Annotated in this window: 23 protein-coding genes; 16 read left to right on the top strand and 7 right to left on the bottom strand. The window is 75.3% G+C overall.

Annotated elements, in window-relative coordinates; translation table 11 throughout:
• Positions 1–2: 2 nt before the first annotated feature.
• The 4 genes from PH189_RS20430 (at position 3) to purH (ending at position 5505) form a co-directional block, all read left to right on the top strand.
• Positions 3–1661, top strand: coding sequence for a DUF5336 domain-containing protein (locus PH189_RS20430; RefSeq protein WP_274190672.1), 1659 nt, complete (start codon positions 3–5; stop codon positions 1659–1661).
• Between the two features lie 244 nt (positions 1662–1905).
• Complete coding sequence (locus PH189_RS20425) at positions 1906–3225, top strand: cell division protein PerM (RefSeq protein ID WP_274190671.1); 1320 nt, start codon at positions 1906–1908, stop codon at positions 3223–3225.
• A 61-nt stretch (positions 3226–3286) separates the two neighbouring features.
• Complete coding sequence (gene purN / locus PH189_RS20420) at positions 3287–3904, top strand: phosphoribosylglycinamide formyltransferase (RefSeq protein WP_274190750.1); 618 nt, start codon at positions 3287–3289, stop codon at positions 3902–3904.
• Positions 3901–5505: a bifunctional phosphoribosylaminoimidazolecarboxamide formyltransferase/IMP cyclohydrolase gene (gene purH / locus PH189_RS20415; protein ID WP_274190670.1), complete on the top strand. Its 1605-nt coding sequence runs from the start codon at positions 3901–3903 to the stop codon at positions 5503–5505. Before purN ends, purH begins: the two co-directional genes overlap by 4 nt.
• Here purH and PH189_RS20410 read toward each other — a convergent pair.
• Entirely contained in the window at positions 5502–6416 is a 915-nt protein-coding gene (locus tag PH189_RS20410; protein ID WP_274190669.1) for an alpha/beta hydrolase fold domain-containing protein, read from the bottom strand. The genes purH and PH189_RS20410 overlap by 4 nt on opposite strands.
• A 79-nt stretch (positions 6417–6495) precedes the next feature.
• On the opposite strand from PH189_RS20410, the gene PH189_RS20405 reads away from it, so the two are divergent.
• Positions 6496–6855, top strand: a complete 360-nt coding sequence (locus tag PH189_RS20405; protein ID WP_274190668.1) for a chorismate mutase — start codon at positions 6496–6498, stop codon at positions 6853–6855.
• On the opposite strand, the gene PH189_RS20400 is transcribed toward PH189_RS20405, so the two are convergent.
• Positions 6807–7589: an NAD-dependent epimerase/dehydratase family protein gene (locus PH189_RS20400; RefSeq protein WP_274190667.1), complete on the bottom strand. Its 783-nt coding sequence runs from the start codon at positions 7587–7589 to the stop codon at positions 6807–6809. The genes PH189_RS20405 and PH189_RS20400 overlap by 49 nt on opposite strands.
• A 206-nt stretch (positions 7590–7795) precedes the next feature.
• On the opposite strand from PH189_RS20400, the gene PH189_RS30355 reads away from it, so the two are divergent.
• Together PH189_RS30355 and PH189_RS20390 are read left to right on the top strand one after the other, a co-directional pair.
• Positions 7796–8668, top strand: a complete 873-nt coding sequence (locus PH189_RS30355; protein ID WP_337994175.1) for a hypothetical protein — start codon at positions 7796–7798, stop codon at positions 8666–8668.
• The gene (locus PH189_RS20390; protein WP_274190666.1) at positions 8665–10377 is read left to right on the top strand and encodes a DNA polymerase Y family protein; all 1713 of its coding nucleotides are present in this window, start codon (positions 8665–8667) and stop codon (positions 10375–10377) included. Before PH189_RS30355 ends, PH189_RS20390 begins: the two co-directional genes overlap by 4 nt.
• Before the next feature lie 12 nt (positions 10378–10389).
• On the opposite strand, the gene PH189_RS20385 is transcribed toward PH189_RS20390, so the two are convergent.
• Positions 10390–10800 (bottom strand): RidA family protein, encoded by a 411-nt coding sequence (locus PH189_RS20385; protein ID WP_274190665.1) that lies wholly within the window; start codon positions 10798–10800, stop codon positions 10390–10392.
• Positions 10801–10881: 81 nt separating this feature from the next.
• Between PH189_RS20385 and PH189_RS20380 the strand changes: the two genes are divergently transcribed.
• Complete coding sequence (locus PH189_RS20380; protein WP_274190664.1) at positions 10882–11265, top strand: winged helix-turn-helix transcriptional regulator; 384 nt, start codon at positions 10882–10884, stop codon at positions 11263–11265.
• Positions 11266–11372: 107 nt separating this feature from the next.
• Entirely contained in the window at positions 11373–14951 is a 3579-nt protein-coding gene (locus PH189_RS20375; protein WP_274190663.1) for an error-prone DNA polymerase, read from the top strand.
• An 84-nt stretch (positions 14952–15035) separates the two neighbouring features.
• On the opposite strand, the gene PH189_RS20370 is transcribed toward PH189_RS20375, so the two are convergent.
• Complete coding sequence (locus PH189_RS20370; protein ID WP_274190662.1) at positions 15036–15698, bottom strand: GPR1/FUN34/YaaH family transporter; 663 nt, start codon at positions 15696–15698, stop codon at positions 15036–15038.
• Between the two features lie 201 nt (positions 15699–15899).
• On the opposite strand from PH189_RS20370, the gene PH189_RS20365 reads away from it, so the two are divergent.
• The 6 genes from PH189_RS20365 to PH189_RS20340 all read left to right on the top strand — a co-directional run bounded on the left by PH189_RS20365 (position 15900) and on the right by PH189_RS20340 (position 21621).
• Positions 15900–16481, top strand: coding sequence for a hypothetical protein (locus tag PH189_RS20365; protein WP_274190661.1), 582 nt, complete (start codon positions 15900–15902; stop codon positions 16479–16481).
• A gap of 32 nt (positions 16482–16513) precedes the next feature.
• Complete coding sequence (locus PH189_RS20360; protein WP_274190660.1) at positions 16514–17551, top strand: DMT family transporter; 1038 nt, start codon at positions 16514–16516, stop codon at positions 17549–17551.
• A gap of 4 nt (positions 17552–17555) precedes the next feature.
• Positions 17556–18407 (top strand): bifunctional methylenetetrahydrofolate dehydrogenase/methenyltetrahydrofolate cyclohydrolase, encoded by an 852-nt coding sequence (locus tag PH189_RS20355; RefSeq protein WP_274190659.1) that lies wholly within the window; start codon positions 17556–17558, stop codon positions 18405–18407.
• 7 nt (positions 18408–18414) lie between these two features.
• Entirely contained in the window at positions 18415–18840 is a 426-nt protein-coding gene (locus tag PH189_RS20350) for a DUF3017 domain-containing protein (protein ID WP_337994174.1), read from the top strand.
• A 111-nt stretch (positions 18841–18951) separates the two neighbouring features.
• Entirely contained in the window at positions 18952–20163 is a 1212-nt protein-coding gene (locus PH189_RS20345; protein ID WP_274190658.1) for an NADP-dependent isocitrate dehydrogenase, read from the top strand.
• Between the two features lie 177 nt (positions 20164–20340).
• On the top strand, positions 20341–21621 hold the full coding sequence (locus PH189_RS20340) for an AI-2E family transporter (RefSeq protein WP_274190657.1): 1281 nt from the start codon (positions 20341–20343) through the stop codon (positions 21619–21621).
• Positions 21622–21638: 17 nt separating this feature from the next.
• Here PH189_RS20340 and PH189_RS20335 read toward each other — a convergent pair whose 3' ends face one another.
• On the bottom strand, positions 21639–22067 hold the full coding sequence (locus tag PH189_RS20335) for a DoxX family protein (protein WP_274190656.1): 429 nt from the start codon (positions 22065–22067) through the stop codon (positions 21639–21641).
• A gap of 82 nt (positions 22068–22149) precedes the next feature.
• Positions 22150–22635, bottom strand: a complete 486-nt coding sequence (locus PH189_RS20330; protein WP_274190655.1) for a GNAT family N-acetyltransferase — start codon at positions 22633–22635, stop codon at positions 22150–22152.
• A gap of 104 nt (positions 22636–22739) precedes the next feature.
• Between PH189_RS20330 and PH189_RS20325 the strand changes: the two genes are divergently transcribed.
• Positions 22740–23285 carry a TetR family transcriptional regulator gene (locus PH189_RS20325; RefSeq protein WP_274190654.1) on the top strand — a complete coding sequence of 182 codons (546 nt, stop codon included), beginning with the start codon at positions 22740–22742 and terminating at the stop codon, positions 23283–23285.
• Between the two features lie 66 nt (positions 23286–23351).
• On the opposite strand, the gene PH189_RS20320 is transcribed toward PH189_RS20325, so the two are convergent.
• Positions 23352–24137, bottom strand: a complete 786-nt coding sequence (locus tag PH189_RS20320) for an MFS transporter (protein WP_337994173.1) — start codon at positions 24135–24137, stop codon at positions 23352–23354.
• Between the last annotated feature and the right edge of the window lie 11 nt (positions 24138–24148).

The raw sequence follows: 24148 nt of genomic DNA, 5'->3' as shown, positions 1-24148 counted from the left end.
TCATGAGCTCACCGACCCAGGGTCCGCCCCCGGGCGGCCCGTCCGGCCAGCGGCCGCAGGGCGCGTCCGGTCCCGGCTGGGGCTCCGGCGGCGGGTCGCCGTACGGCGCGTCGTCGCCGTACGGGGGGTCCTCCTGGGCCGGCGCCGGTCAGGGCCAGCCCGGGCAGGTTCAGCCCGGTCAGGGCCAGCCGCCGGGCCAGGGCCAGGGTCAGGGCCAGAGTCAGGGCCAGACCGGTCAGGGCCAGCCCTACGGCCCGCCCGGCCAGGGCGGCTACGGAGGCCAGCAGCAGGGCTACGGGCAGCAGGGCCAGCACACTCAGCAGGGCTGGGGTGCCGGGCCGGGGGCCGGCGGCCAGGCCCCGTCCTACCCGCCGTCCGGTGGCTTCCCGGCGGCGACCACGACGATCGCGACGACGCCGGAGTCCGGCGCCGCGACGGGGCCGAACCCGTCGGCGTCCGGGGCCTCCGGGATCACGGCGTCCTCGAGCGCCGAGAAGGGCGTCGCGCTCGGGGCGGGCATCCTCGCGCTGCTCGCGTACATCCTGACCTTCTTCGGCTCCGCCGAGGCGTCGGGCGTGGCCTCCGACCTCAGCGCGGCCTTCGGGTCGCTGTTCTACCTGCCGCTGGTGCTCGCCGGCGGGCTGCTCACGGCGGCCTCGCTCCTGCCGCGCGGCCCGCAGACGCTGGTGCCGGGCGCCGTCGTGGGCGTCACCGGCGCGCTCGCCATGCTGCCGCTGCTGGCCTATGCCGACGGGCTGCTCGTCGTGCAGGTCGTGCTCGCGGTCCTCGCGGCGGTCGCCTCGGTCGTCGCGGCGCTGTTCGCCAGCGGCGTGATCAACGCGCCGGCGTCGCGCCCGGCCTCCTCCGGGTTCGGCGCACCGGCGGGCGGCGCCGGGTCCGGTGCCCACGCCGCCGGGCCCGGTGGCCCCTGGGGCGGGGCCCCGGGCGGACCGTCCGCCGGCCCGCCCGGGTACGGCGCTCCGGGTGCGGGTCCGCAGACCGGCCCCGGGTCGGGCCAGTTCGCCAACCCCCGTGGCCCGGGTGGTCCCGGCCAGGGTGGCCAGGCGGCGGGTCCGCCGTCGGGTCCCCTCGGCGGGGGCTACGGCGGCCCGGGCTCGCCGGCCGTCGGTTCGGCGGCGGCCACCACCCAGGTGGTCCCCGGCGCCACCGCCTCCGGGCAGGGCTCCTCCACGTCGGGCGGCGACACGTCCGGCGCCCGCTCCGACCGCGACGACGCCCCCGACGCGTCGGGGGGCAGCACCACCGTCACGCCGACGTCGGGCGCGGGCCCCACCGGCACCCCCGCCGCCGGGTTCTCCACCTACGGCTCCGGCGACGGCGGCCCGTCGTACGGCTCCGGCCCGGGCAGTTCCTCGTCCGCAGGCCCCGCCAACGGGGCCGGGTCGAACACCCCGCCGTCGGGCACGCCGCAGGCCTCCGCGGCCGGCTCGACGCCCGGGGGCGGCAGCTCCACCCCCGGCTACGGCATCCCGTCCACCGGCTGGGGGGCGCCCTCGGGCAGCCCCGGTGGCTCGGGCGGCCCCGTCGCGCCGCAGCCGCCGACGGGCGAGTCCCGGGGTGCCCACGAGTCCGGCGAGGACCCGGGCCGCCCGCAGTCGTCGTCCGACGACCGGCGCGGCGAGTGGGGCTCGCCCCGCTGAGTCCTGCGCGTCGCGGAGGGAGCGAGGGACGCCCTGGCTGCCCCGGACGCCGTCGGGGTGACCCTCGCTCCGACCCCCGGAGCGGCCGCGCGGCGTGGCAGCCGGGTGCGACGACGCCCGGCTGAGAGGGTCTCGAGGCGTGACGGCGCCGACGGACGATCCCCCGCGGCGCGGCCGTCGTGCCGCTGGCACCCCCACCGCTACGGCCCCGGCGCGGTCGACCGGGACGCCGGCGTGGCTCCCAGTGCTCGCGCGGGTGGCGCTGCTGCCGCCGGCGGTCTGCTACGGCATCGCGGTGGTGGTCGCGGGCGTGGTCGCCGCGCTGGCCTCCGGCGCGACCCCGGGCGGTGAACCCGGCCTGGGCCAGGCGCTCGCGGTCGGCATCCCGCTGTGGCTGGTCGCCCACCTCGTGCCCCTGCAGGTCACCGGCGTCCCGCTGGGCGTCCTGCCCCTGACGCCGGCGATCCTGCTCGCCGTCCTCGTCGCCGGCGTCGCGCGCGGCGCGGTCCGGCGGCTGGGCGCTCGGCCGGGCGATCCTCGGCCCCTGCACGGCGTCCTCGTGCCCGTCGTGGCCACCGCCGCCGCGGCGCACGCCGTGATCGGGGTGCTCGCCGCCGCCCTGCTGACCCCGGAGAACGTCGTCGACGCCTCGCCGGGGCTCGCCGGCGTCTCCTGCGGCGTGCTCGCGGGCCTGGCCGCGCTGGCCGGGGTCGCGGGTCCGTGCGGCGTCCTCAGGGTGACCCGCCGCCTGCCGGCGTGGGCCCGCCAGGGTCTGCGCGGCGGCCTCCTGGCCACTGCGGGCCTGCTGACGGCGGGGGCGGCCCTGCTGCTCGCCGCCCTGTTCGCGGACGTCGCCGACGTCCGCGGCGTGTTCGTCGGCATCGCCCCCGAGGCCGGGAGCGGTGCCGGGCTGGCCCTGCTCACCGCCGCCTACCTGCCGAACGCCGTCGTGGCGGCGACGGGCTGGCTGATCGGGCCCGGGGTGTCGATCGGCGCGGCGTCGGCCACGCCGATGGCGATCACCTCCGGCCTGCTGCCGCCGATCCCGCTCGCGACCCTCCTGCCGCAGAGCCCGCCCCCGACCTGGGCCGGTCTCGCGTTCGCCGTCCCGCTCGCCGTCGGCAGCCTGGTGGGGTGGCGCCTCTCGCCGACCGCCCCCGACGCCCCGACCCGGGTCCGCTCGGTGCTCACCGCGGCCGCGACCGCCGCCGTCCTGCTGGGCCTCGCCGGCGTGCTGTCCGGGGGGCGCCTCGGCGCGGGGCCCTTCGACCCCGTCTCGGTGCCCGCGGTCCCGGTCGCGCTCGCCGTGCTGGGCTGGGTGCTCGTCCCGGGCCTCGTCGTCGCCCTGCTCGCGGTGCCGATGGGCACCAGCGGGGCCGCCGCCCGTCCGGCGCGGCGGCGTCCGAGGACCACGGCGCCGGAGGTTCCCGCCGAGCCCGACGAGGTGACCGACGCGCCCTCCGGGGACGTCGACGACGCACCGGACGGGGGTTCCGCCGCCCCGGACCCGGCCGAGGCCGCCGGTGACGAGGGCGTCGGTCCTGGTGACGGCGTCCGCGGCTAACCTGGGGGCGACATCCACGCCCGGCCCGGGAGCAGCGCTGACCACCACCGAGCAGCACCGGCTGCGACTGCCGGCGCCCGCCCGCGTCGTCGTCCTGGCCTCAGGGTCGGGGAGCCTCCTGCAGGCCCTGCTGGACGCCGGCGAGGACGAGGGGTACCCGGCGCGCGTGGTCGCCGTCGTCTCCGACCGCTCGGCCGTCGGGGCCCTCGACCGTGCGACCGCGGCGGGTATCGACACCGTCGTCGTCCCCCCGGCCGAGCATGCCGACCGCGCCGGGTGGGACGCCGCGCTGGCCGACACCGTGGCCGCCGCGGAGCCCGACCTCGTCGTGTCGGCGGGGTTCGCGCGGTTGCTGGGCACGGCGTTCCTGGCGCGGTTCGGGGGGCGCACGATCAACACCCACCCCGCCCTGCTGCCGGCGTTCCCGGGCGCGCACCCGGTGCGCGACACCGTCGCCTACGGCGTGAAGGTCACCGGCGCGACCGTGCACCTGGTCGACGCCGGCGTGGACACCGGGCCGGTCCTGGCGCAGGAGGCCGTGATCGTGGAGCCGGACGACACCGAGGACACGCTGCACGAGCGCATCAAGGTGGTGGAGCGGCGCGTGCTCGTCGAGACCGTGGCGGCGCTCGTCCGCCACGGCGCCACCGTCACCGGACGAGGAGTGAGAATTCCGTGACCGCCACCGAGTCCCAGGCCGCCGCCCGGTCGGGCACCGACGGCCGCCGCCCGATCCGCCGCGCACTGGTCAGCGTGTTCGACAAGGCCGGACTGCTCGACCTGGCCACCGGGCTGCACGCGGCCGGCGTCGAGATCGTCTCCACCGGGTCCACCGCGGGGCGGATCGCCGACGCGGGCGTGCCGGTGACGCGCGTCGAGGAGGTCACCGGCTTCCCGGAGTGCCTCGACGGGCGGGTCAAGACACTGCACCCGCGGGTGCACGCCGGACTGCTCGCGGACACCCGCCTGCCCACGCACACCGAGGCGCTCGAGTCGCTGGACATCGCGCCGTTCGACCTGCTGGTGGTCAACCTCTACCCGTTCACCGCCACCGTCGCCTCCGGCGCCTCTCCCGACGACTGCGTCGAGCAGATCGACATCGGTGGCCCCGCGATGATCCGCGCGGCCGCGAAGAACCACGAGTCGGTCGCCGTCGTCACCGACCCGACGCGCTACGCCTGGGTGCTCGAGCAGGCCGCCGAGGGCGGCGTGCCCCTGGCCGACCGCCGGGCGCTCGCGGCCGAGGCCTTCCGCCACACCGCGTCCTACGACGTCGCCGTGGCGTCCTGGATGGGCAACGTGCTGGCCCCGGACGGGGAGGGCTCGCCGTTCCCGGGCTGGGTGGGCACCACCGCCCGGCGCCGCGCCGTGCTCCGGTACGGGGAGAACCCGCACCAGGCTGCCGCGCTCTACGGCGACCCGGAGAACACCTCGGGCATCGCCGGCGCGACGCAGCTGCACGGCAAGGAGATGTCGTACAACAACTACGTCGACACCGACGCCGCCTGGCGGGCCGCGCACGACCACGGTGCTGACGGAGGGGTCTGCGTGGCGATCATCAAGCACGCGAACCCGTGCGGGATCGCGGTCGGCACCGACGTCGCCGAGGTGCACCGCCGGGCCCACGCCTGCGACCCGACCAGCGCGTTCGGCGGGGTGATCGCCGCCAACGCCGAGGTCTCGACGGCCATGGCCGAGACGGTCTCGGAGATCTTCACCGAGGTGATCGTCGCCCCGTCGTATGCCGACGGCGCGGTGGAGATCCTGGCCCGGAAGAAGAACATCCGGGTGCTCACCGCCACCTGGGTGCCCTCGCCCGCCGAGCAGCGGGCGATCTCCGGCGGGCTGCTGCTCCAGCAGCGCGACGCCGTCGACGCCCCCGGCGACGACCCCGCGCACTGGACCCTGGCCTGCGGTGCGGCGGCCTCGCCGGAGCAGCTCGCCGACCTCGCGTTCGCCTGGCGCGCCTGCCGCGCGGTGAAGTCGAACGCGATCCTGCTCGCCCACGGCGGCGCGACGATCGGCGTCGGGATGGGGCAGGTCAACCGCGTCGACGCCGCCAAGCTCGCCGTCGCCCGGGGCGGCGACCGCGTCGCCGGCTCCGTCGCCGCCTCCGACGCCTTCTTCCCGTTCCCGGACGGGTTCGAGGTCCTCGCCGAGGCCGGGGTCGCCGCCGTCGTCCAGCCCGGCGGCTCGGTGCGCGACGAGCTGACCATCGAGGCCGCGAACAAGGCCGGCGTGACCATGTACTTCACGGGCACCCGCCACTTCGCCCATTAGGCGGGCGCGTCCCACCGCTCCCGCAGCCACGCCCCCGCCCGCGCCAGGGCGGCGGCGGCCTCGGGGTAGACACCGACCCCGAGCTGGAAGAAGTGCTGCATCTGCGACCAGACGTCCAGCGTCACGGGGACGTCCGCCAGGGCCGCGACACGGGCGACCGCGAGGGCGTCGTCGAGCAGCACCTCGTGGCTCCCGACCTGGACGAGCAGCGGGGGCCACGCCGTCGCGGCCTCCGACGGCGCGACGAGCACGGGGGAGACGGCCGGGTCGGCGGGGTCGTGGCCGTCGAGGTACTCGCCCGCCATCCGCGTCAGGCTCTCCTGGCTGCACTCGAGGTCGAGGTCGCCGCGCGCGCCGAACGAGGCCGACGAGCAGCGCAGATCCGCCCACGGCGACATGAGGTAGGCGGCGGCCGGCCGGGGGAGCCCGGCGCGGGCGGCCGCCTGCAGCGTCTCGAGGACCAGCCCGCCGCCCGAGGACTCCCCGGCGAGGACGAGGCGGTCCGCCGGGACGTGCTGCTGCTCCAGCAGCCACCGCGCGGCGCGCACCGCCGCGTCCACGTCCTGCGGGTAGGGGTACTCGGGGGCCAGCGGGTAGTCGAGCAGCAGGACCCGGGCCTCCAGCGCGCGGGCGAGGTGGCCCGCGAACTTGTGCCGCGACTTCGGCGAGGTGATGACGTGCCCGCCGCCGAACAGGTAGAGCAGGGTGCTCGTGGGCGCGGCGTCCGTCGCCTGCGCCCACACCCCGGCGACGCCGCCGTCCGCGACGGTCTCGTAGGTGATCTCCTCCGGCGTCGCGCTGAGGTCCTCGGCGTGCTCGCCCGCCGTGCGCTGGGCGGCGAGCGGGAGCTCGGCCATCCTCGGCGCCCGTCGCACCATGTCGGCGAAGCGCTGTGCCTCGGCACTGACCACGGGTCGTCCTCCTCCGGGCGGGCACGACGGAAGCGCTACGTGGCTCTCCGTTCGGCCATGAGGAGTACAGTAAGCCGCCGTGCCCGACCCGTCATCACTGCGCGTCGATCCCGAGCTCGCGGCACTGCGCGGGGAGCTCGACGGCATCGACGAGGCTCTGTTCGCCCTCGTGCGCGACCGGATTCGCTGCATCGAGCGCGTCGGGGCGATCAAGGCGCAGGCCGGGATGCCGGTGTTCCAGCCCGGTCGGGCGGCCGAGGTGCAGCGTCAGGCCGCGGCCCGCGCGCGGGAGCACGGCCTCGACGAGGGCTTCCTGGTGCGCCTGGCCGACCTGCTCATGGAGGAGGCCATCCGGATCGAGGAGGCCGTCGTGGCTCAGACCGGCGTGGCTCAGGCCGGGGCGTCGAAGGACGCGCCCGCGAACTCGCCGCCCACGTAGGAGTCGGTGTCGACCGGACGCCGGTCCACCTCGTCGGCGAACACCTCGGCGTCGTCCTGCGGGCGGTAGCCGATCTCGTGCGCGCCGGCGAGCGCCCACCGTCGGCGCGTGTTGGCCGAGACGCCCCAGACGATGCGGAAGCCCGGGGACGGGCAGGTCAGCGAGGCCTCGACGAGCCGGCCGCAGTCGTCGGGCGAGAGCCACGTCGACAGCCCACGGGCGTCCGTCGGGCGCTCGCGGCACGTCCCGATCCGCAGGCAGACCACGTCGAGGCCGTAGCGGTCGTGGTAGAGGCTGCCGAGCGCCTCGCCGGCCACCTTGCTGACGCCGTAGTAGGTGTCCGGTCGGGGCGGGAGGTCGTCGGGCACGGGGTCGACGGCGGGGTGGAAGCCGGCGGCGTGGTTGCTGCTGGCGAACACCACGCGGCGGACGCCCGCGCGACGTGCGGCCTCGAACACCGTGTACGTGCCGTGGATGTTGGTGGCCAGGATGTGGTCCCACGCCTCCTCGCCGCTGTGGCCGCCGAGGTGGATGACGGCGTCGGCTCCCGCGCTCGCCGCGACGAGCGCGTCGAGGTCGGTGACGGAGGCGGTGACGACCTCCTCGTCGGCGCCCACGTCCTCGGGGGTGGCGATGTCGAGCAGGCGCAGGGTGCGGCCGGGGCGGGCGAGACGAGGGCGCAGGTAGCCGCCGATCCGCCCGGCGGCTCCGGTGACGAGGACGCGCTCGGTCATGGTCCGGAGCCTGCCCGTCCCGTGCCGGCGGGGCGACCGGCGGGCCGATGCGGCGGCGAGGAGCGGACCGGACCTGTCCGCGGGGGATGCTTCGGTTTCCGACGCTTTCCGTCGGTCGGGGTGACCCTCGCCCGGAGGGCTCGTGGCTGTCGGGGGACTGAGCTAGCGTTCTCCTCGTTCGAACACATGTTCGATGAGGAGGGGTCGTGGCCGCTGCACCGGTGTCGTCGTCGTCGGTCTCGTCGCTGCTCGACGGGCAGGGTTCCCCGTCGCGCCGCTGGGCCGACCTGGGGGTGGTGCGGGCCTCCGAGCTGAAGGGGCGCCGTGCCGGCCGGCCGCCCGCGCCCACGCACGTGGAGCCCTCGCCGGAGTCCTCACCGGAGCCCGAGCCACCCCGACCGATCGATCGCGAGGGCGACGCGGTGCTGCCGGTGGCGGGCCCGCTGGCCGGGCTCCTGCCCGGGGGCGGGCTGCGGCGCGGGTCGGCGGTCGCGGTGTGCGGCTCCACGTCGCTGCTGCTCGCGCTGCTGGCCGAGGCGTCACGGGCCGGGGCGTGGTGCGCGCTGGTGGGCCTGCCCGACCTGGGGATCCAGGCTGCCGCCGAGGCGGGGCTCGACCTGTCGCGCACGGCGCTGGTGCCGCGTCCCGGTCCCCGTCCGGCGGCGGTGGTGGCCGCCCTGGTCGACGGGGTGGACGTGGTCGTGCTCGACACCACGCTGCCGGGCGTGCGGTGGCCGGCGGGGGATCGGCAGCGGCTCGGGGCACGGGTCCGTCAGCGGGGGGCGGTGCTGGTCCCCGTGGGCGCGCCGGGGACGTGGCCGGGCGCCGAGGTCGAGCTGCGGGCCGAGGGCGGCGCGTGGGCCGGGCTCGGCGGTGACGGCACGGGACGGTTGCGTTCGCGGCGCGTCCGCGTGCGCTGCGCCGCCCGCGGCCGTCCCGGCGAGCAGGAGGTGCCGGTACTGCTGCCGGGGCCGGCCGGGGAGTGCGCGCCGGACGGCGAGCTGCCGATCGGGGCGCCGTTGACGGGTCCGCCGCGCCCGGTGCCGGCCGAGCCGACGCGCATCGGGGCGGTCGGATGAGCGCGCCCGCGCGGGTCCTGGCGCTGTGGTGTCCCGACTGGCCGGTGGTGGCCGGCGCGGCCGAGGCCGGCCTGCCGTCCGCGCGCCCGGCCGCGGTCCTGGCGTCGCACCGGGTCGTGGCGTGCTCGGCGACGGCGCGGGCGCAGGGGGTGCGCCGGGGGCTGCGACGCCGCGAGGCCCAGGCCCGCTGCCCCGACCTCGCGGTGCTCGCCCGCGATCCCGAGCGCGACGCCCGGGGCTTCGAGCCGGTCGCCGCGGCGGTGGAGGAGCTGGCGCCCGGCGTGGAGGTGGTGCGCCCCGGGCTGGTCGCGCTCTCGGCGCGCGGGCCCACCCGGTACTTCGGCAGCGAGGAGATCGTGGCCGAGCGCCTGGTCGACCACGTCGCCGCGCGCGCCCGCGTGGAGTGCCAGGTGGGGGTGGCCGACGGGCTGTTCGCCGCCGGGCTCGCCGCACGTCGCTCGCTGCTGGTGCCGGCGGGGGAGAGCCCGGCGTTCCTGGCGCCGCTGCCGGTCACCGAGCTCGAGCTCGAACCGGGCGTCGAGCCCGACACCGCAGGTGCCGACGACGACGCCAGCGCCGCCCGCGCGGAGCTGATCGGCCTGCTGCGCCGCCTCGGTCTCGGCACGCTGGGTGCCTTCGCCGAGCTGTCGGCGACGGACGTGGCCTCGCGCTTCGACGCGGCCGCGGTCCGGGCCCACCGGTTGGCCCGCGGGCTCGACGAGCGCCCGCCTTCACGGCGCCGCATCCCCGACGAGCTCACCGTGGAGCTCCCGCTCGACCCCCCGGTCAACCGCGTCGACGCCGCCGCCTTCGCCGCCCGCTCGCTCGCCGAGCGGCTGCACGAGGCGCTGGGGCGGGCGGGGCTCGCGTGCACGCGCCTCGGGGTGCAGGCGCGCACCACCGAGGGCGACGAGCTGGCCCGGGTGTGGCGCTGCGCCGAGCCGCTGACCCCGAACGGCACCGCCGACCGCGTCCGCTGGCAGCTCGAGGGCTGGCTGTCGCGTCGAGGAGAGGGGGCCGGGCGGTCCGACGGTGGGCTCACGGTGCTGCGCCTCGTGCCGGAGGAGGTCGTCGAGGCGGGGCGGCTGCAGCTCGGCCTCTGGGGCGAGGTCGGGGTGGCCGACGAGCGGGCCGGTCGGGCGCTGGTGCGGGTCCAGGGCCTGCTCGGGCCCGAGGAGGTGCTCACCGGGGTGTCCGGTGGCGGGCGGGGACCGGGCGAGCGGGTCCAGCTGGTGCCGTGGGGCGACGAGCGCGAGACCCCGGGCATCGACCCGCAGGCCCCCTGGCCAGGGGCGCTGATCGCTCCGTCGCCGGCCCGGGTGCCGCCCGAGCCGCTGCCGGCGCGGGTGCTCGACGCCGACGGCGCCCCGGTGCGCCGGGCCACCCGTGGTCGTCTCTCGGCGCCGCCCGCGCACGTGGCCCTCGGCGCCGACTCGGCGGCGCCCACCGCGCCGGTCCGGGCCTGGGGCGGCCCGTGGCCCGATCCCGGCCGCTGGTGGGACCCACGGTCCGCGCCCGGGGGCAGCGTGCGCATCCAGGTCGTGTGCGCCACCGACGCCGACGAGATCGCCGCCGGTCGCGACCCCGAGCCCGACCCGGCCGCCGACCTCGCGCCCGACCCGGTGGCGTCCGGCGCCGACGCGGTGGGACGTGCGCTGCTGCTCGTCCACCGCGACGAGCGCTGGGCGGTGGAGGGGATCTACGACTGAGCAGGGCCCCGCTCAGTCGAGGACGGCCGTGGCCTCGACCTCGACGAGCACGTCGGGCTCGAACAGGTGGTCCACGCCGATGAGCGAAGCCGGAGGCATCGGCGTCGGGAGCCCGATCTCCTCGGCGACGCGGTCGACGCCCGTCATGAAGGCGGCGATCTTCTCCGGTGCCCAGCCGACGACGTAGAAGGTCAGCCGCACGACGTCGTCGAACGTCGCGCCCGCGCCGGCGAGGCCTGCCGCCGTGTTGCGCAGCGCCTGGGCGACCTGTCCGGTGAGGTCGTCCGGCGCGACCGGCGTGGCGTCCGCGCGGCGGGCGATCTGGCCGGCGACGTGGACCTGACGGGTCCCGGTCCCGACGGCGACGTGGGCGTACGGGGTGGGCTGCATCAGGCCCTCGGGGGTGAAGCGCACGACGGTCACGGGATCCTCCTGGAGGGGGAGCGGCACTGGGATACCGTGGATACCTGGTTCCTCCAGGACACTTCAACGAGACCAGGTGTCATGCCGGATACCCCGAACGCCCCCTACGAGGGGATCGTCATCCTCGCGCCGCACCGGGAGCTGCTCGACCAGGTGCTCGACAAGTGGTCGCTGGCCGTGCTGAACGAGCTCTGCGAACGCCCGTGCCGGTTCAACGACCTCCGCCGCGCGATCCCGGCCGTGACCCAGAAGTCGCTCACGGCCACCTTGCGACGCCTCGAGCGCAACGGCGTCGTCGAACGGGTCGTCGTCAGTTCGCGTCCCGTCGCCGTCGAGTACCGGATCACGCCCCTGGGCAAGACGTTGCGGCACCCGGTCGACGTCCTCCTGGCGTGGGCGGCGGAGCACATGCCGGAGATCGAGCGCGCTCGCGCACGTTTCGACGAGGACGTGCCCGCGCACTGATCGCACGCCTCCCCGGCGCGGAGCACCGATCTCGTCGTTCGTGTCCCGTGTGTCGGACTCGTCGACTAGTCTGTCGAACACGTGTTCGAACGACGTCGGAGGCGCGGATGGGGTGGGGCAACCCGCCGGTGAGCTGGTCGGAGATGGAGCGCCTGCTGTCGGGGCGCCCCTCCGACGGGCCCAGTCTGCAGGGGCGGGGCAACGGGACGCGCCAGGCGATCCTGGGCGACGCGGCGAAGCGGAGCCCGGCCAGGAGGGACGGCGAGCCGCACGAGGGGCGCCTCGGCCCCTGGCCGCCGGACGACGGGCCGGAGGACGGCTGGGTCCGCGATCCCCTGGCCTTCGACGACAGCGAGCGGATCGACGGGCCGGGCACGCTCCGCCCGCCGCGCGAGGAGCACTTCCCGGGCGACGGGGGCGACAGCCCGGCGTGGTCGCGGCACCGCACGCCCTACCGGTCGCCGGCGGGGGCGCGCCCGACGGGTCTCACCGTCCCCTACGCCGAGCTGCACGCGCACTCCAACTTCAGCTTCCTCGACGGCGCGTCGCACCCCGAGGAGCTGGTGGAGGAGGCCGCACGGCTGGGGCTGGAGGCGATCGCGCTCACCGATCACGACGGCATGTACGGCGTGGTCCGTTTCGCCGAGGCCGCGCAGGAGCTGGGGGTGCCGACGGTCTACGGCGCCGAGCTCTCGCTGGGCCTGTCCGCGCCGCAGAACGGCGTGCCCGATCCCGAGGGCGACCACCTGCTGGTCCTGGCCCGCGACCCCGACGGCTACCGGGCGATCTCGCGGGCGATCACCGAGGGGCAGATGCACACCCACGGAGAGAAGGGGCGCCCGGTCTACGACGCCGAGCGGGTCGCGGCGACGCTCGGCGGGCACGTCCAGGTGCTGACGGGGTGCCGCAAGGGATCGGTGCGCCGGGCGCTGGCCGCGGAGGGGGCGCTCGGCGCCGCCCGCGAGCTCGACCGTCTCGTCGCCCTGTTCGGCGCCGAGAACATCGCGGTCGAGCTCACCGACCAGGGCCTCCCGGACGACACCGAGCGCAACGCGGCGCTGGCGGGGCTCGCCGCGGGGGCCGATCGGGGGCGCGGCCTGCGCACGGTGGCCACCACCGGCGCGCACTACGCCACCCCCGACCGTGCCCGGCTCGCAGCCGCGCTGGCGGCGGTGCGGGCGCGGCGCAGCCTCGACGACGCCGAGGGCTGGCTGCCGCCGGGGCCTGCCCACCTGCGCTCCGGCGCGGAGATGGCCGAGCGCTTCGCCCGCCACCCGCAGGCCGTCGCCCGCGCCGCGGAGCTGGGTCGCGAGTGCGCGTTCTCCCTCGACCTGCTGGCGCCCGAGCTGCCCCCGTTCGCGGTGCCCGAGGGCGAGACCGAGGCGAGCTGGCTGCGCCGGCTGACGTGGATGGGGGCCGCGCTGCGCTATGGCGACCGGATGCGCTCGCCGCGGGCGTTCGAGGTGATCGAGCACGAGCTCGGGGTCATCGAGACGCAGGGCTTCCCCGGCTACTTCCTCATCGTCGCCGACATCGTGAAGTACTGCTCCGATCATGACATCTACTGTCAGGGTCGGGGGTCGGCCGCGAACTCGGCGGTGTGCTTCGCGCTGGGCATCACCCACGTCGATGCCGTCGAGATGAACCTGCTGTTCGAGCGGTTCCTCTCCCCGGAGCGCGACGGCTATCCCGACATCGACCTCGACATCGAGTCCGACCGCCGTGAGGAGGCCATCCAGTACGTCTACGCCCGCTACGGGCGCGACCGCGCGGCGCAGGTCGCCAACGTCATCACCTACCGGCCGCGCTCGGCGGTGCGCGACGCCGCCCGCGCGCTGGGCTTCGCCCAGGGCCAGCAGGACGCGTGGAGCAAGCAGATCGACCGGTGGGGGCCGTCGGCCGGAGGTGCGGGCGCAGCGCTGGCGGGGCAGGTGCCCGAGATGCCGGCGGCGGTCGCCTCCCTCGCCGAGCAGATCGCGGGCTTCCCCCGCCACCTGGGGATCCACTCCGGCGGCATGGTCATCTGCGATCGCCCGGTCGACCAGGTGGTGCCCGTGGAGTGGGGACGGATGCCGGGGCGCAGCGTCATCCAGTGGGACAAGGACGACGCGGCGGCGGTCGGGCTGGTCAAGATCGACCTGCTGGGCCTGGGGATGCTCTCGGTGCTGCACTACGCCGCCGACCTCGTCGCCGAGCACCACGACGTCCGCGTGAAGCTGCACGAGCTGCAGGCCACGGACGAGAAGGTCTTCGCGATGCTCGCCGAGGGCGACTCGGTGGGCGTGTTCCAGGTCGAGTCCCGGGCGCAGATGGCAACGCTGCCGCGGCTGCGGCCACGGGAGTTCTACGACCTGGTGGTCGAGGTCGCGCTCATCCGTCCCGGGCCCATCCAGGGCGGTTCGGTGCACCCCTACATCCGGCGGCGCAACGGCCTGGAGCGCGTCGTCTACGACCACCCGCTCTGCGAGCCGGCCCTGGAGAAGACGCTCGGGGTGCCGCTGTTCCAGGAGCAGCTCATGCAGCTCGCGGTGGACGTCGCGGGCTTCTCCGCCGCCGAGGCCGACGAGCTGCGGCGCGCATTGTCGGCCAAGCGCTCGAGCGAGCGGATCGAGCGGATGCGCGAGCGGTTCTACGAGGGGATGGCCGCCAACGGGATCACCGGGGACCTCGCGGACACGATCTTCGGCAAGACCAGGGCGTTCGCCAACTTCGGCTTCCCGGAGAGCCACTCGATCAGCTTCGCGTCGCTGGTCTACGTCAGCGCCTGGTACAAGTTCTACTACCCGGCCGCCTTCTGCGCGGCGCTGCTGCGCGCCCAGCCGATGGGCTTCTACTCGCCCCAGTCGCTCACCGCCGACGCCCGCCGCCACGGGGTGGTCGTGCTCGGCCCCGACGTCCTGGTCTCCGCGGACACCTCGGGCCTGGAGCCGCACCCGGACAGCACCGGCGGGGTCGCGGTGCGGCTCGGTCTCGCCGGGGTGCGCGGGATGGGGGACGAGGTGGCCGCCCGGATCGTGGCGGAACGGGAACGGGAGGGCGCCTACCGGGACGTCGCGGACCTCGCGCGCCGCGCCGAGCTGCCCACCGCACAGGTCGAGGCGCTGGCCACCGCGGGGGCGCTGCGCTGCTTCGGGCTCGAGCGCCGCGAGGCGCTGTGGGCGGCAGGCGCGGCGGCCGCCGGGGTCGGGGTGGTGCGCGACGGCGTGCGCCACGACCGCCTGCCCGGCACCGCCGTGGGTCTCGAGGCGCCGGCGCTGCCGGGGATGAGCGCGGTGGAGCTCACCGTCGCCGACGTCTGGGCCACCGGCCTCACGCCCGACAGCCACCCGGTGACCCACCTGCGGAACGCGCTCGACGAGCGCGGCGCCTACTCGGTCGGCGCGGTCGCCCGCGTGCCCGAGGGCGAGCGCATCGAGGTCGGTGGGGTGGTCACCCACCGCCAGCGCCCCGCGACCGCGGGCGGCACGACGTTCCTCAACCTCGAGGACGAGACCGGCATGCTCAACGTGGTCTGCTCGGAGGGGCTCTGGGCGCGCCACCGGGTGGTGGCCCGCACCAGCGCGGCGCTCGTGATCCGTGGCCGGGTCGAGCGCGCCCACGACGCGCCGACCGTGGTCAACCTCGTCGCCGACCGCATCGAACGCCTCGAGCTCCGCGTGCCCTCGAGCTCCCGGGACTTCCGGTGAGCCCCGCACTCAGGACGAGGGACGCCCCGACGCCGTCGCCGACGGTCCGGGGCGCCCCTCGCGGTGCGTGGGTGCGCGGGTCGGTCAGCCGCCGATCAGGGCCTTGCCCATCGGCATCGGCTTCCCGCCGGTCGCCTGCCCGAGGGCGTCGAAGAACAGGTAGACGCCGACCAGGGCGAAGGCGAACACCACGATGCCGCCGACGAACAGCAGGCCCGTCGAGCCGCTCGAGGTCCCCAGCAGCACCAGCAGCAGCGCCGCGTCGATGAGGACGAACAGCACGGTGAACGCGGCGGGCAGGCGCAGCGAGGCCACCGTGAGGATGACGATGCCGATCAGCCAGGTGAGCAGGAAGGTCTCCTGGGCGCCCGTGGCGACGGCGGTGTCGGTGGAGGTCGGCCCGAACCAGTCCTGACCCAGCGAGGTCGCCAGGAGGGCGAAGCTCAGCCAGAACCCGGTGAAGATGCCGAAGATGGCCGCCGGTGCCCCGGCCCCGATGCGCACCGACCAGACCGTGGCCACCAGCTGCCCGATCCCGGTGCACATGAACAGGATCGGGAGCATGCCCACCAGTGCGGTGCTCGACGCTCCGGTGAAGCCGACCAGGTAGAGCCCGAGGGCCACCGAGCCGATCACGAAGGTCGGGACGCCGACCAGCGCCGGGTTGGCGCCCGCCGCGGCCGCCGCTTCGGCTCCGGTGTCCGGGGCCGCGTGCGCCGCGGTGGACTGCTCGTCGATGGTGCTCATCCGCACTCCTTCGTGGGTCTCGCCCGGAGCGTGGGTCGTGAGACCGTCCCCGTTGGTACGCGTGGACGCACGGTGTGGCCCCGGTGCCTCACAAGTGTGAGGTGGACCACGCCCTCTGCGGCACCGCCCGAACGGAGGGGGACGGTTGGAGGGGTACCTGCCCATCCGCATCGTGAACCGATCCAGGGCATGCTGCGACGTATGCGCGCACGGCGGGGGACCGCGGACATCCTGCGCGAGGCCGCTCGCGGCGTGGTCTGCGGGGCCGTCGGTACCGGGGCGATGGCTCTGACGGCACGGCTGCATCGTGAGCTCCACGCCCGCCGCCACGGCATCCGTGTCGACGAGATCGAGGAGATCGAGGAGATCCTCGACTACGACGACAGCGAGCACGTCGTCATCGCCGCCTCGACGCTGTTGCAGCACGTGATCGGCTGGGCGCCGCGCTCCGAACGTGGCCGGCGGACCCTGTTCTGGCTCGTGCACTGGGGCTACGGCTCGACGGTCGGCGTCGGCCACCTCGCCCTCCGACGCGTCCTCGGGCGCGAGCCCGGGCCGGGCCTGGCCTTCTTCGCCGGCTGCCAGACGATGGCCCTCGGCCTGTTCCCCGTGCTCGGCGAGACCCCGCCGCCCTGGCGGTGGGAACGCCACCTGCTGGTGACGAGCACGGTCCAGCACGCGGTGTACGCCGGCGGCGTGGCCGCGGCGAACACGGCGACGGCCCGTCTCGTCGACACCCGGTCCCGTCGCCGAGGGTGGCCGCTCCGGCTTTCCGGCCGGTAGGAGTCCGGCCGGGGCACTACCGTCCCCGGACCGTGGCTCCCCAGCGTTCGCGGACCCTCATCGGCCTCGCCGGGGCCTTCATCACCGGGATGTTCATCGTCGGGCAGGCGCGGGTCAACGCCGAGCTCGGCGCCGAGCTCGGTGACGGGATCGTCGCCGCGGTCATCTCGTTCGGTCTCGGGCTGGCGCTGCTGCTGATCCTCGTGGCGCTCCTGCGCCCGGGTCGCCGGGGCCTGCGGCGCGTGGGGTCGGCGCGGCGGCGCGGCACCCTGAGGTCCTGGCAGCTGCTCGGCGGCCTGGGTGGCGCGCTGCTGGTCGCCGGCCAGGGCGTCACCGCGCACGTGCTGGGCACGGCGCTCTTCACGATCGCGGTCGTCGCCGGCCAGTCCAGCGGCGGGCTCGTGGTCGACCGCGTCGGTCTCGGGCCGGCCGGACCCCAGGCCACGACGCCGCCGCGGGTCGTCGGGGCGCTGCTGATGCTCGGCGCCGTGGTGCTGTCGGTGGCTCCATCGGTCAGTTCCGACGCGCCTGTCGCCCTGGCACTGGTCCCGCTCGCCGCCGGGCTCGCGATCGCCACGCAGCAGGCGCTCAACGGCCGGGTCGCGGCGGCCGCGGGCGGCGCGGGCACCCGGACCGGCGACGGCGCCGACGACGCGGAGAGCGACTCGTTCGTCGCCTCCGTACTCCCCGCCGCGACGATCAACTTCGTCGTCGGCCTGATCGCGCTGGTGCTCGCCGGGATCGTCGCGGTGCTCGTGCTCGGGCCGCCGAACCCGCTGCCGAGCGCCTGGTACCTCTACCTCGGCGGCCCGTTCGGCGCGATCTTCATCGGGCTCGGGGCGTGGGTGGTCGGCCAGATCGGGGTGCTGCTGCTCTCGCTCGGCGCCGTGGCGGGCCAAGTCGTCGCCGCGCTCGTCCTCGACCTCGTGCTGCCGTCGGCGGCCGGGACCCCGGGCGTCACGACGGTCCTCGGGGCGCTGCTCACCCTGGTCGCGGCGGCCGTGGCCGCCGCTCCGTGGCCGCTGCGGCGGCGAGGCGACCGGGAGCGCACGGCCGACCTGCCATCATGAGGTCGTGACCGCGACCAAGCTGGATGGGAAGGCCACCCTCGCGTCGATCCTCGACGAGCTCTCCGGGAGGGTCGCCGCGCTCACCGCGGCGGGTCGGACCCCGGGGCTCGCCACCGTCCTGGTGGGCGACGACCCGGGCTCGCAGTCGTACGTGAGGGCCAAGCACAACGACTGCGCGAAGGTCGGGATCACCTCGATCCGCCGCGACCTGCCCGCCGACGCGACGCAGGCCGACGTCGAGAAGGTGATCGACGAGCTCAACGCCGATCCGGCCTGCACCGGCTACATCGTCCAGCTGCCCCTGCCGAAGGGCCTCGACTCCGGCGCGGCCCTCGAGCGCATGGACCCGGACAAGGACGCCGACGGCCTGCACCCGACCAACCTCGGGCGCCTCGTGCTCCAGGAGCCGGGCCCGCTGCCGTGCACCCCGCGCGGGGTGGTCGAGCTGCTGCGCCGCTACGACGTGCCGTTGAACGGCGCGAAGGTCACCGTCCTCGGCCGCGGCGTCACCGTCGGGCGGCCCCTGGGCCTGCTGCTGACCCTCCGCTCGGTGAACGCCACCGTCACCCTGTGCCACACCGGCACCAAGGACGTGGCCGCCGAGCTCCGGGCCGCGGACGTCATCGTGGCTGCGGCCGGCGTCCCCGGCCTGGTCACCGCGGACATGGTCAAGCCCGGCGCCGCCGTCCTCGACGTCGGCATCACCCGGGGTGAAGACGGCCTCGTCGGTGACGTCGCCCCGGAGGTGGCCGAGGTCGCCTCGTACCTCGCGCCCGTCCCGGGCGGGGTCGGCCCGATGACGCGGGGCATGCTGCTCACCAACGTCGTCGAGCGCGCGGAGCGCGGGACGGAGTGAGCGTGCGGTGACTGCCGTGACCCCGCGCCCGGGACGGCCGTCGGCACCCCAGCCGACGGGCCGACCGGCGCCGCCGCCCGACGAGAGTCCCACCGAGGTGCTCCCGTCCGCGGCAGGACGGCACGCCCGCCCGCGCACCACGCGCGCCGAGATGATCCGCAAGGTCCGCGCGCACCTGCCGTTCCTCGCGGTGATGCTCGTCGTGGGCCTCGCGTTCGGTCGCATCGCGCTGCAGCACTGGCGCGAGGGCACCACCGAGCTGGGCCTCGCCCTGCTGCTCGCCGGGGCGCTGCGCGCGAGCCTGACCCGCACGGCGGCCGGTCTACTCGCCGTGCGCAGCCGCCGCGTGGACATCGTCACGTACGTCCTGTTCGGGCTCGTCGTGATCGCCGTGGCGCTCACGATCACCGGAGGACCGCTCGCCACACGGTGACGTCCGCCCCTCGTGGCCCGCGCGCCCGTTCCGGGTACTCGCTGCGTTGATAGCGTGCGGGCAGGTCGGACGGCGCCGATGGTCGGCGCCCACGAGGAGGGCATTCGAGTCGTGGCGAAGATCAAGGTAGAGGGCACCGTCGTCGAGCTCGACGGTGACGAGATGACCCGGATCATCTGGCAGTTCATCAAGGACAAGCTGATCCACCCGTACCTCGACATCGACCTCGAGTACTACGACCTCGGCATCGAGCACCGCGACGAGACCGACGACCAGGTCACGGTCGACGCCGCGAACGCCATCAAGCGCCACGGCGTCGGCGTCAAGTGCGCCACGATCACGCCGGACGAGGCGCGGGTCGAGGAGTTCGGCCTCAAGCGCATGTACCGCTCGCCCAACGGGACGATCCGCAACATCCTCGGCGGCGTCATCTTCCGCGAGCCGATCGTCTGCCAGAACATCCCGCGCTACGTGCCGTCCTGGACGAAGCCGATCGTCGTCGGCCGCCACGCGCACGGTGACCAGTACCTCGCCCAGGACTTCAAGGTGCCGGGCCCGGGCACGGTGACGATCACCTACACGCCGGAGAACGGCGAGGCCCAGGAGCACAAGGTCGCGGAGTTCCCGGCCGAGGGCGGCGTCGCGATGGGCATGTACAACTTCAAGGCCTCGATCGAGGAGTTCGCGCGGGCCTCGCTGCAGTACGGGCTCGACCGCAACTACCCGGTCTACATGTCGACGAAGAACACCATCCTCAAGGCCTACGACGGCATGTTCCTCGAGACCTTCCAGGAGATCTTCGAGTCGGAGTTCAAGGCCGACTTCGAGAAGGCCGGGCTGACCTACGAGCACCGCCTGATCGACGACATGGTGGCCCAGGCCATCAAGTCCGAGGGCGGCTACGTCTGGGCCTGCAAGAACTACGACGGCGACGTGCAGTCCGACATCGTCGCGCAGGGCTTCGGCTCGCTGGGCATGATGACCTCGGTGCTCATGACCTCCGACGGCACCGTCGAGGCCGAGGCCGCCCACGGCACGGTGACGCGGCACTTCCGCAAGCACCAGCAGGGCGAGGAGACCTCGACCAACCCGATCGCGTCGATCTTCGCGTGGTCGCGGGGCCTCGCCCAGCGCGGGCGCCTCGACAAGAACGACGAGCTCGTCGAGTTCGCCCAGAAGCTCGAGGACGTCTGCGTGCAGACCATCGAGTCCGGGAAGATGACCAAGGACCTGGCGCTGCTCGTGGGCGGCGACGCGAAGTCGCTCAACACCCAGGACTTCCTCGACGCGATCGACGAGGGCCTACAGAAGGCGATGGGCTAGAAGGCGATGGGCTGACGGCCGATCGACTCCCACCCGGGCCCCTCTCCCACCTCGGGAGAGGGGCCCGCGTGCGCTCGGCGCCCTCTCCCTGATCGAGGGGTAGCGTCCGACCTCGTCGGGGACCCGCTCGAGCCAGCCTGCCCGCCGGAGGACCCCATCGCTGACACACTCGGCTCCATGGACAAGGCCCCCGCCTCCCGGGACGTCGCACGGGGGGACGCCCCGACCCGCGGGCACCTGATCGGCGAGGGACTCGCCTGGACCGCCCGCTGGAGCCTGCGCTTCCTCATCGTCATCGCCGGGCTCACGGTCGTGACGCTGATCCTCATCGAGCTGTGGGACGTCGTGTTCCCGGTGTTCCTCGGGCTCGTGATCGCGACGATCGTCGAGCCCCCGGTCACGTGGCTGCGGCGCCGTCGGGTCCCCGGCGCGCTGGCGACGGCGCTCGTGCTGATCCTGGGGCTGGCCGTGCTCGGCGGGGTCGTGGCGCTGATCGCGCCGTCCGTGGCCGGTCAGGCGCCGCAGATCGCGCAGGGTGCCGTCGGCGGCATCCAGCAGATCCAGGGCTGGCTGCAGGGACCGCCGTTCAACCTCGGCGCCAGCCAGATCGGCGGGTACGTGCAGGCGGCCGTCGAGCGCCTCCAGCAGAGCGCGGGCCAGATCGCCACCGGTGTCCTCACCGGCCTCACCACCGTCGCCAACAGCGTCATCAATGCGGTGCTCGCGCTGGTGCTCGCGTTCCTGTTCGTCAAGGACGGCCCGAAGTTCCTGCCGTGGGTGCGCCGCACGGCGGGCCCGACGTCCGGGGACCACCTCGCCGAGATGGGGGCCCGCAGCTGGCTGCGCCTCGGGGGGTTCATCCGCTCCCAGGCGCTCATCGGCTTCGTCGACGCGGTCTTCATCGGTGTCGGCCTGGTGATCTTCGGGGTCCCGCTGGCGCTGCCCCTGGCGGTGCTGACGTTCTTCGGTGCCTTCATCCCGATCATCGGTGCGCTGGTGGCGGGTGCGCTCGCGGTGCTCATCGCGCTGGTGGTGCAGGGGCCGGCGACGGCGATCGGGGTGCTGATCCTGATCCTCGTCGTCCAGCAGGTGGAGGGGAACCTGCTGCAGCCGCTGGTGCAGGGCCGCGGCCTCGGGCTCAACTCGGCGCTGGTGATCCTGGCCGTGACGGCGGGCTCGAGCCTCGCCGGCATCGCCGGGGCGTTCCTCGCGGTGCCGGTGGCGGCGGTGCTCGCGGAGATCCTGCGCTACTTCGGGGAGCAGATCGACCGGCGCACGGGCGAGCACGAGGACGGCGCCGGAGACGCCTCGTCGGGGGAGAAGGCTCCGGGGGAGAAGCCGACGTCCGTCGCGGGGACGACCACCGTCGGGCCCGACGAGGAGCCGGGCGACGCGACGGCGGACGTTCCCGGCGACGGCACCGTGCGCGCGCGCTCGCGGGGCGCCCGAGACGCCTGAGCCGCGGGGCGTCCGCGTCAGCGGGTCAGGGCGGCCCGCGGGTTCCGGACCAGCGCGACGGTCTCGTGCCGCCGCACCCACGCGACGACCGCGACGCCGACCAGCACGACGGCCGGGACGGGGACCATCGCGCCGCCGAGCGTGGCCAGGGTGCTGATCACGGCACCGATCATGAGGACGACGCACCCGGTGGCGGCCAGGCCGGACAGCCGGGGGATCAGCAGCCCGATCGCGGCGGCGAGCTCGATGACGCCGATCGTCACCGTCAGCCCCGGCCCGATCCCCATCATCGCGAACCCCTCGACGACCCTCGGGTCGAGCGAGATCTTCCCGAGGGCGGAGAACAGATACACGGCGGCCAGGAGGACCTGGAGCACGCCGAGCGCCCAGCGGGCCGACCTTGGGCGGGTCGTGGTCGGGGCGGCGGACGCCGTCGTGGTGCTCATCGTCATCTCCTCGGTTGGACAACCTTTCGGTTTGATATAACAACAGGACTGGTGGGTACGGTCAAGAGGTGGAGCCTCGCGATCAGGCGTTCAGCTCGAGCGCGTAGGACTGGCCGAGCACCTCGGCGCCGAACTCGCGGTGGCGCTCCTCGCCGGTCAGCCTGAAGCCGCCGTCGAGGTAGAGGCGCCGGGCGGCGGCGAGCGGCTCGTTGGTCCACAGCACGAGGCGCGCGTAGCCGGCGTCGCGCGCGAAGTCGATGCAGCACGTCACCAGCTGTCGACCGAGGCCGTGGCCGCGGGCGCCGGGGTCGACGAGCAGCAATCGGAGGCGGGCGGTGCGCTCGTCCTCGCGGACGCACAGGACGCTGCCGACGCGCCGGCCGTCGAGCTCGGCGATCCACCCCGCGTCGAGGCCCGGCCGGGCGTGCGTCGCGTGGTCGGCGACGATCCGCGCCGTCACGGCCTCGATGGCCCAGCCGTACTCGCGGGCGTAGAGCTCCCCGTGCGCCATCAGGACCCAGCCCAGGTCCCCCGGCCGGTCCATCGCCCGGATCGTGACCTCGCCCATGTCGACCTCCTCACTGAAACGACTGTTTCAGTGAAGCACACTGAGGATGTGGATTTCCTGGCGTTGAGTGCAAGCGAGGACGCAGGGCTGGCACGGACGTGCCCGTGAGCGAGCCCGAGGGGTCGGCGCGGCGGCGGGAACTGCTCGAGGCCGCGTACGCCTGGGTGCTCGAGCACGGGTGGGCGGGGATGTCGCTGCGCCCGCTGGCCGAGGCGATCGGGTCGAGCCCCCGGGTGCTGCTGTTCCTCTTCGGCAGCAAGGACGGGCTGATCGCCGCCCTGCTCGACCGCTCGCGCGCCGACCAGCTCGCCGTCCTCGACGACCTGCGCGACGGGCCGGCGGACCTCGCGACGGTCGGCGCGCGCGTCTGGGCGTGGCTGGCGGCGCCGGGACACCGCGCCCTGCTGCGCCTGTGGCTCGAGGCCTACACACGCTCGGTCGGCGCCGCCCCGGACGCGCCGTGGGCGGGGTTCGCGGCCCGGACCGTCGGCGACTGGGACGCCCTGCTCGCCGCGCACCAGGACGTCGACGACCCGGCCCGGCGCGCCCTGCTGCTCGCCGTGCTGCGGGGGTCACTGCTCGACCTGCTCGCGACCGGGGACACCGCCCGCCTCGACGCCGCCGTGGCCGCCCACCTGGCGACGCTCTGATCCACCAGTCGGGGGGCCACGCTGACGTTCAACGTCAGGAAATCCCCCACGATCACGAGCCTGCCGTCAGACCACGAGACCCACGACCGCGGCAAGGAGTGTCATCAGACCGAGCACGAGGAACGCCGCCGGGAAGCCGCCGACGAGGCCGGCGACGGCGACCCCGCCGGCCGGTGCGAGCGCGACGGCGAGCGTCACGGGCGCCGAGAAGACGCCGTTGATCCGCCCGAAGGCGCGGGTGCCCCAGCGGTCGGCGACGGTCGAGGCCTGCAGCAGGGTGTGCAGCCCGCGCCCGGCGCCGGCGACCACGGCGAACGCGACGAGCAGCGGCGCCGGTCCCGGCACGAGGGCCAGGGCGACGACGCCGACCCCGCCGAGCGTGAACACCATCGCGATCCGCGCCTTCGGCCCCGTCCGGCGGACCAGGGGCACGAAGCCGAGCCGGCCCAGTACCTGCCCGGCGCCGGTGAGCCCGAGGGCGAGCGCGGCGAGGCCCAGGTCGAGCCCACGGCCCTCGAGCAGCGGGACGAGGTTGATCGTCGTCGCGTAGAGCCCGAAGGCGCCGACGGTCATGACGACGGTGACGCCGACGAAGCGGGGGTTGCGCAGAACGGCGCGGGCGTGCTCGGCGTCGGTCTGCCGGCCGTCCACCTCGCCGCCCGCGTGCTCCCGCGGGCGCCACGGCGGCGTGAGCAGCAGCGCGTGCAGCGGGACCGTGACGACGGCGAGGATGCCCGCCAGGACGACGAACGTGCTGCGCCAGCCCAGCGGCCCGACGAGTGCCGCGGTGAGCGGGGCGAAGACGGTGCTGGAGAACCCGGCGACGAGGGTCAGCGTGGTCAGCGCGCGCACCCGCTGCTCGC

The sequence above is a fragment of the Actinomycetospora chibensis genome (assembly GCF_028737215.1).
Lineage (GTDB): Bacteria > Actinomycetota > Actinomycetes > Mycobacteriales > Pseudonocardiaceae > Actinomycetospora > Actinomycetospora chibensis.
Note: the sequence above shows the minus strand (reverse complement) of the source record. Positions and strands in the feature narration are given on the sequence as shown.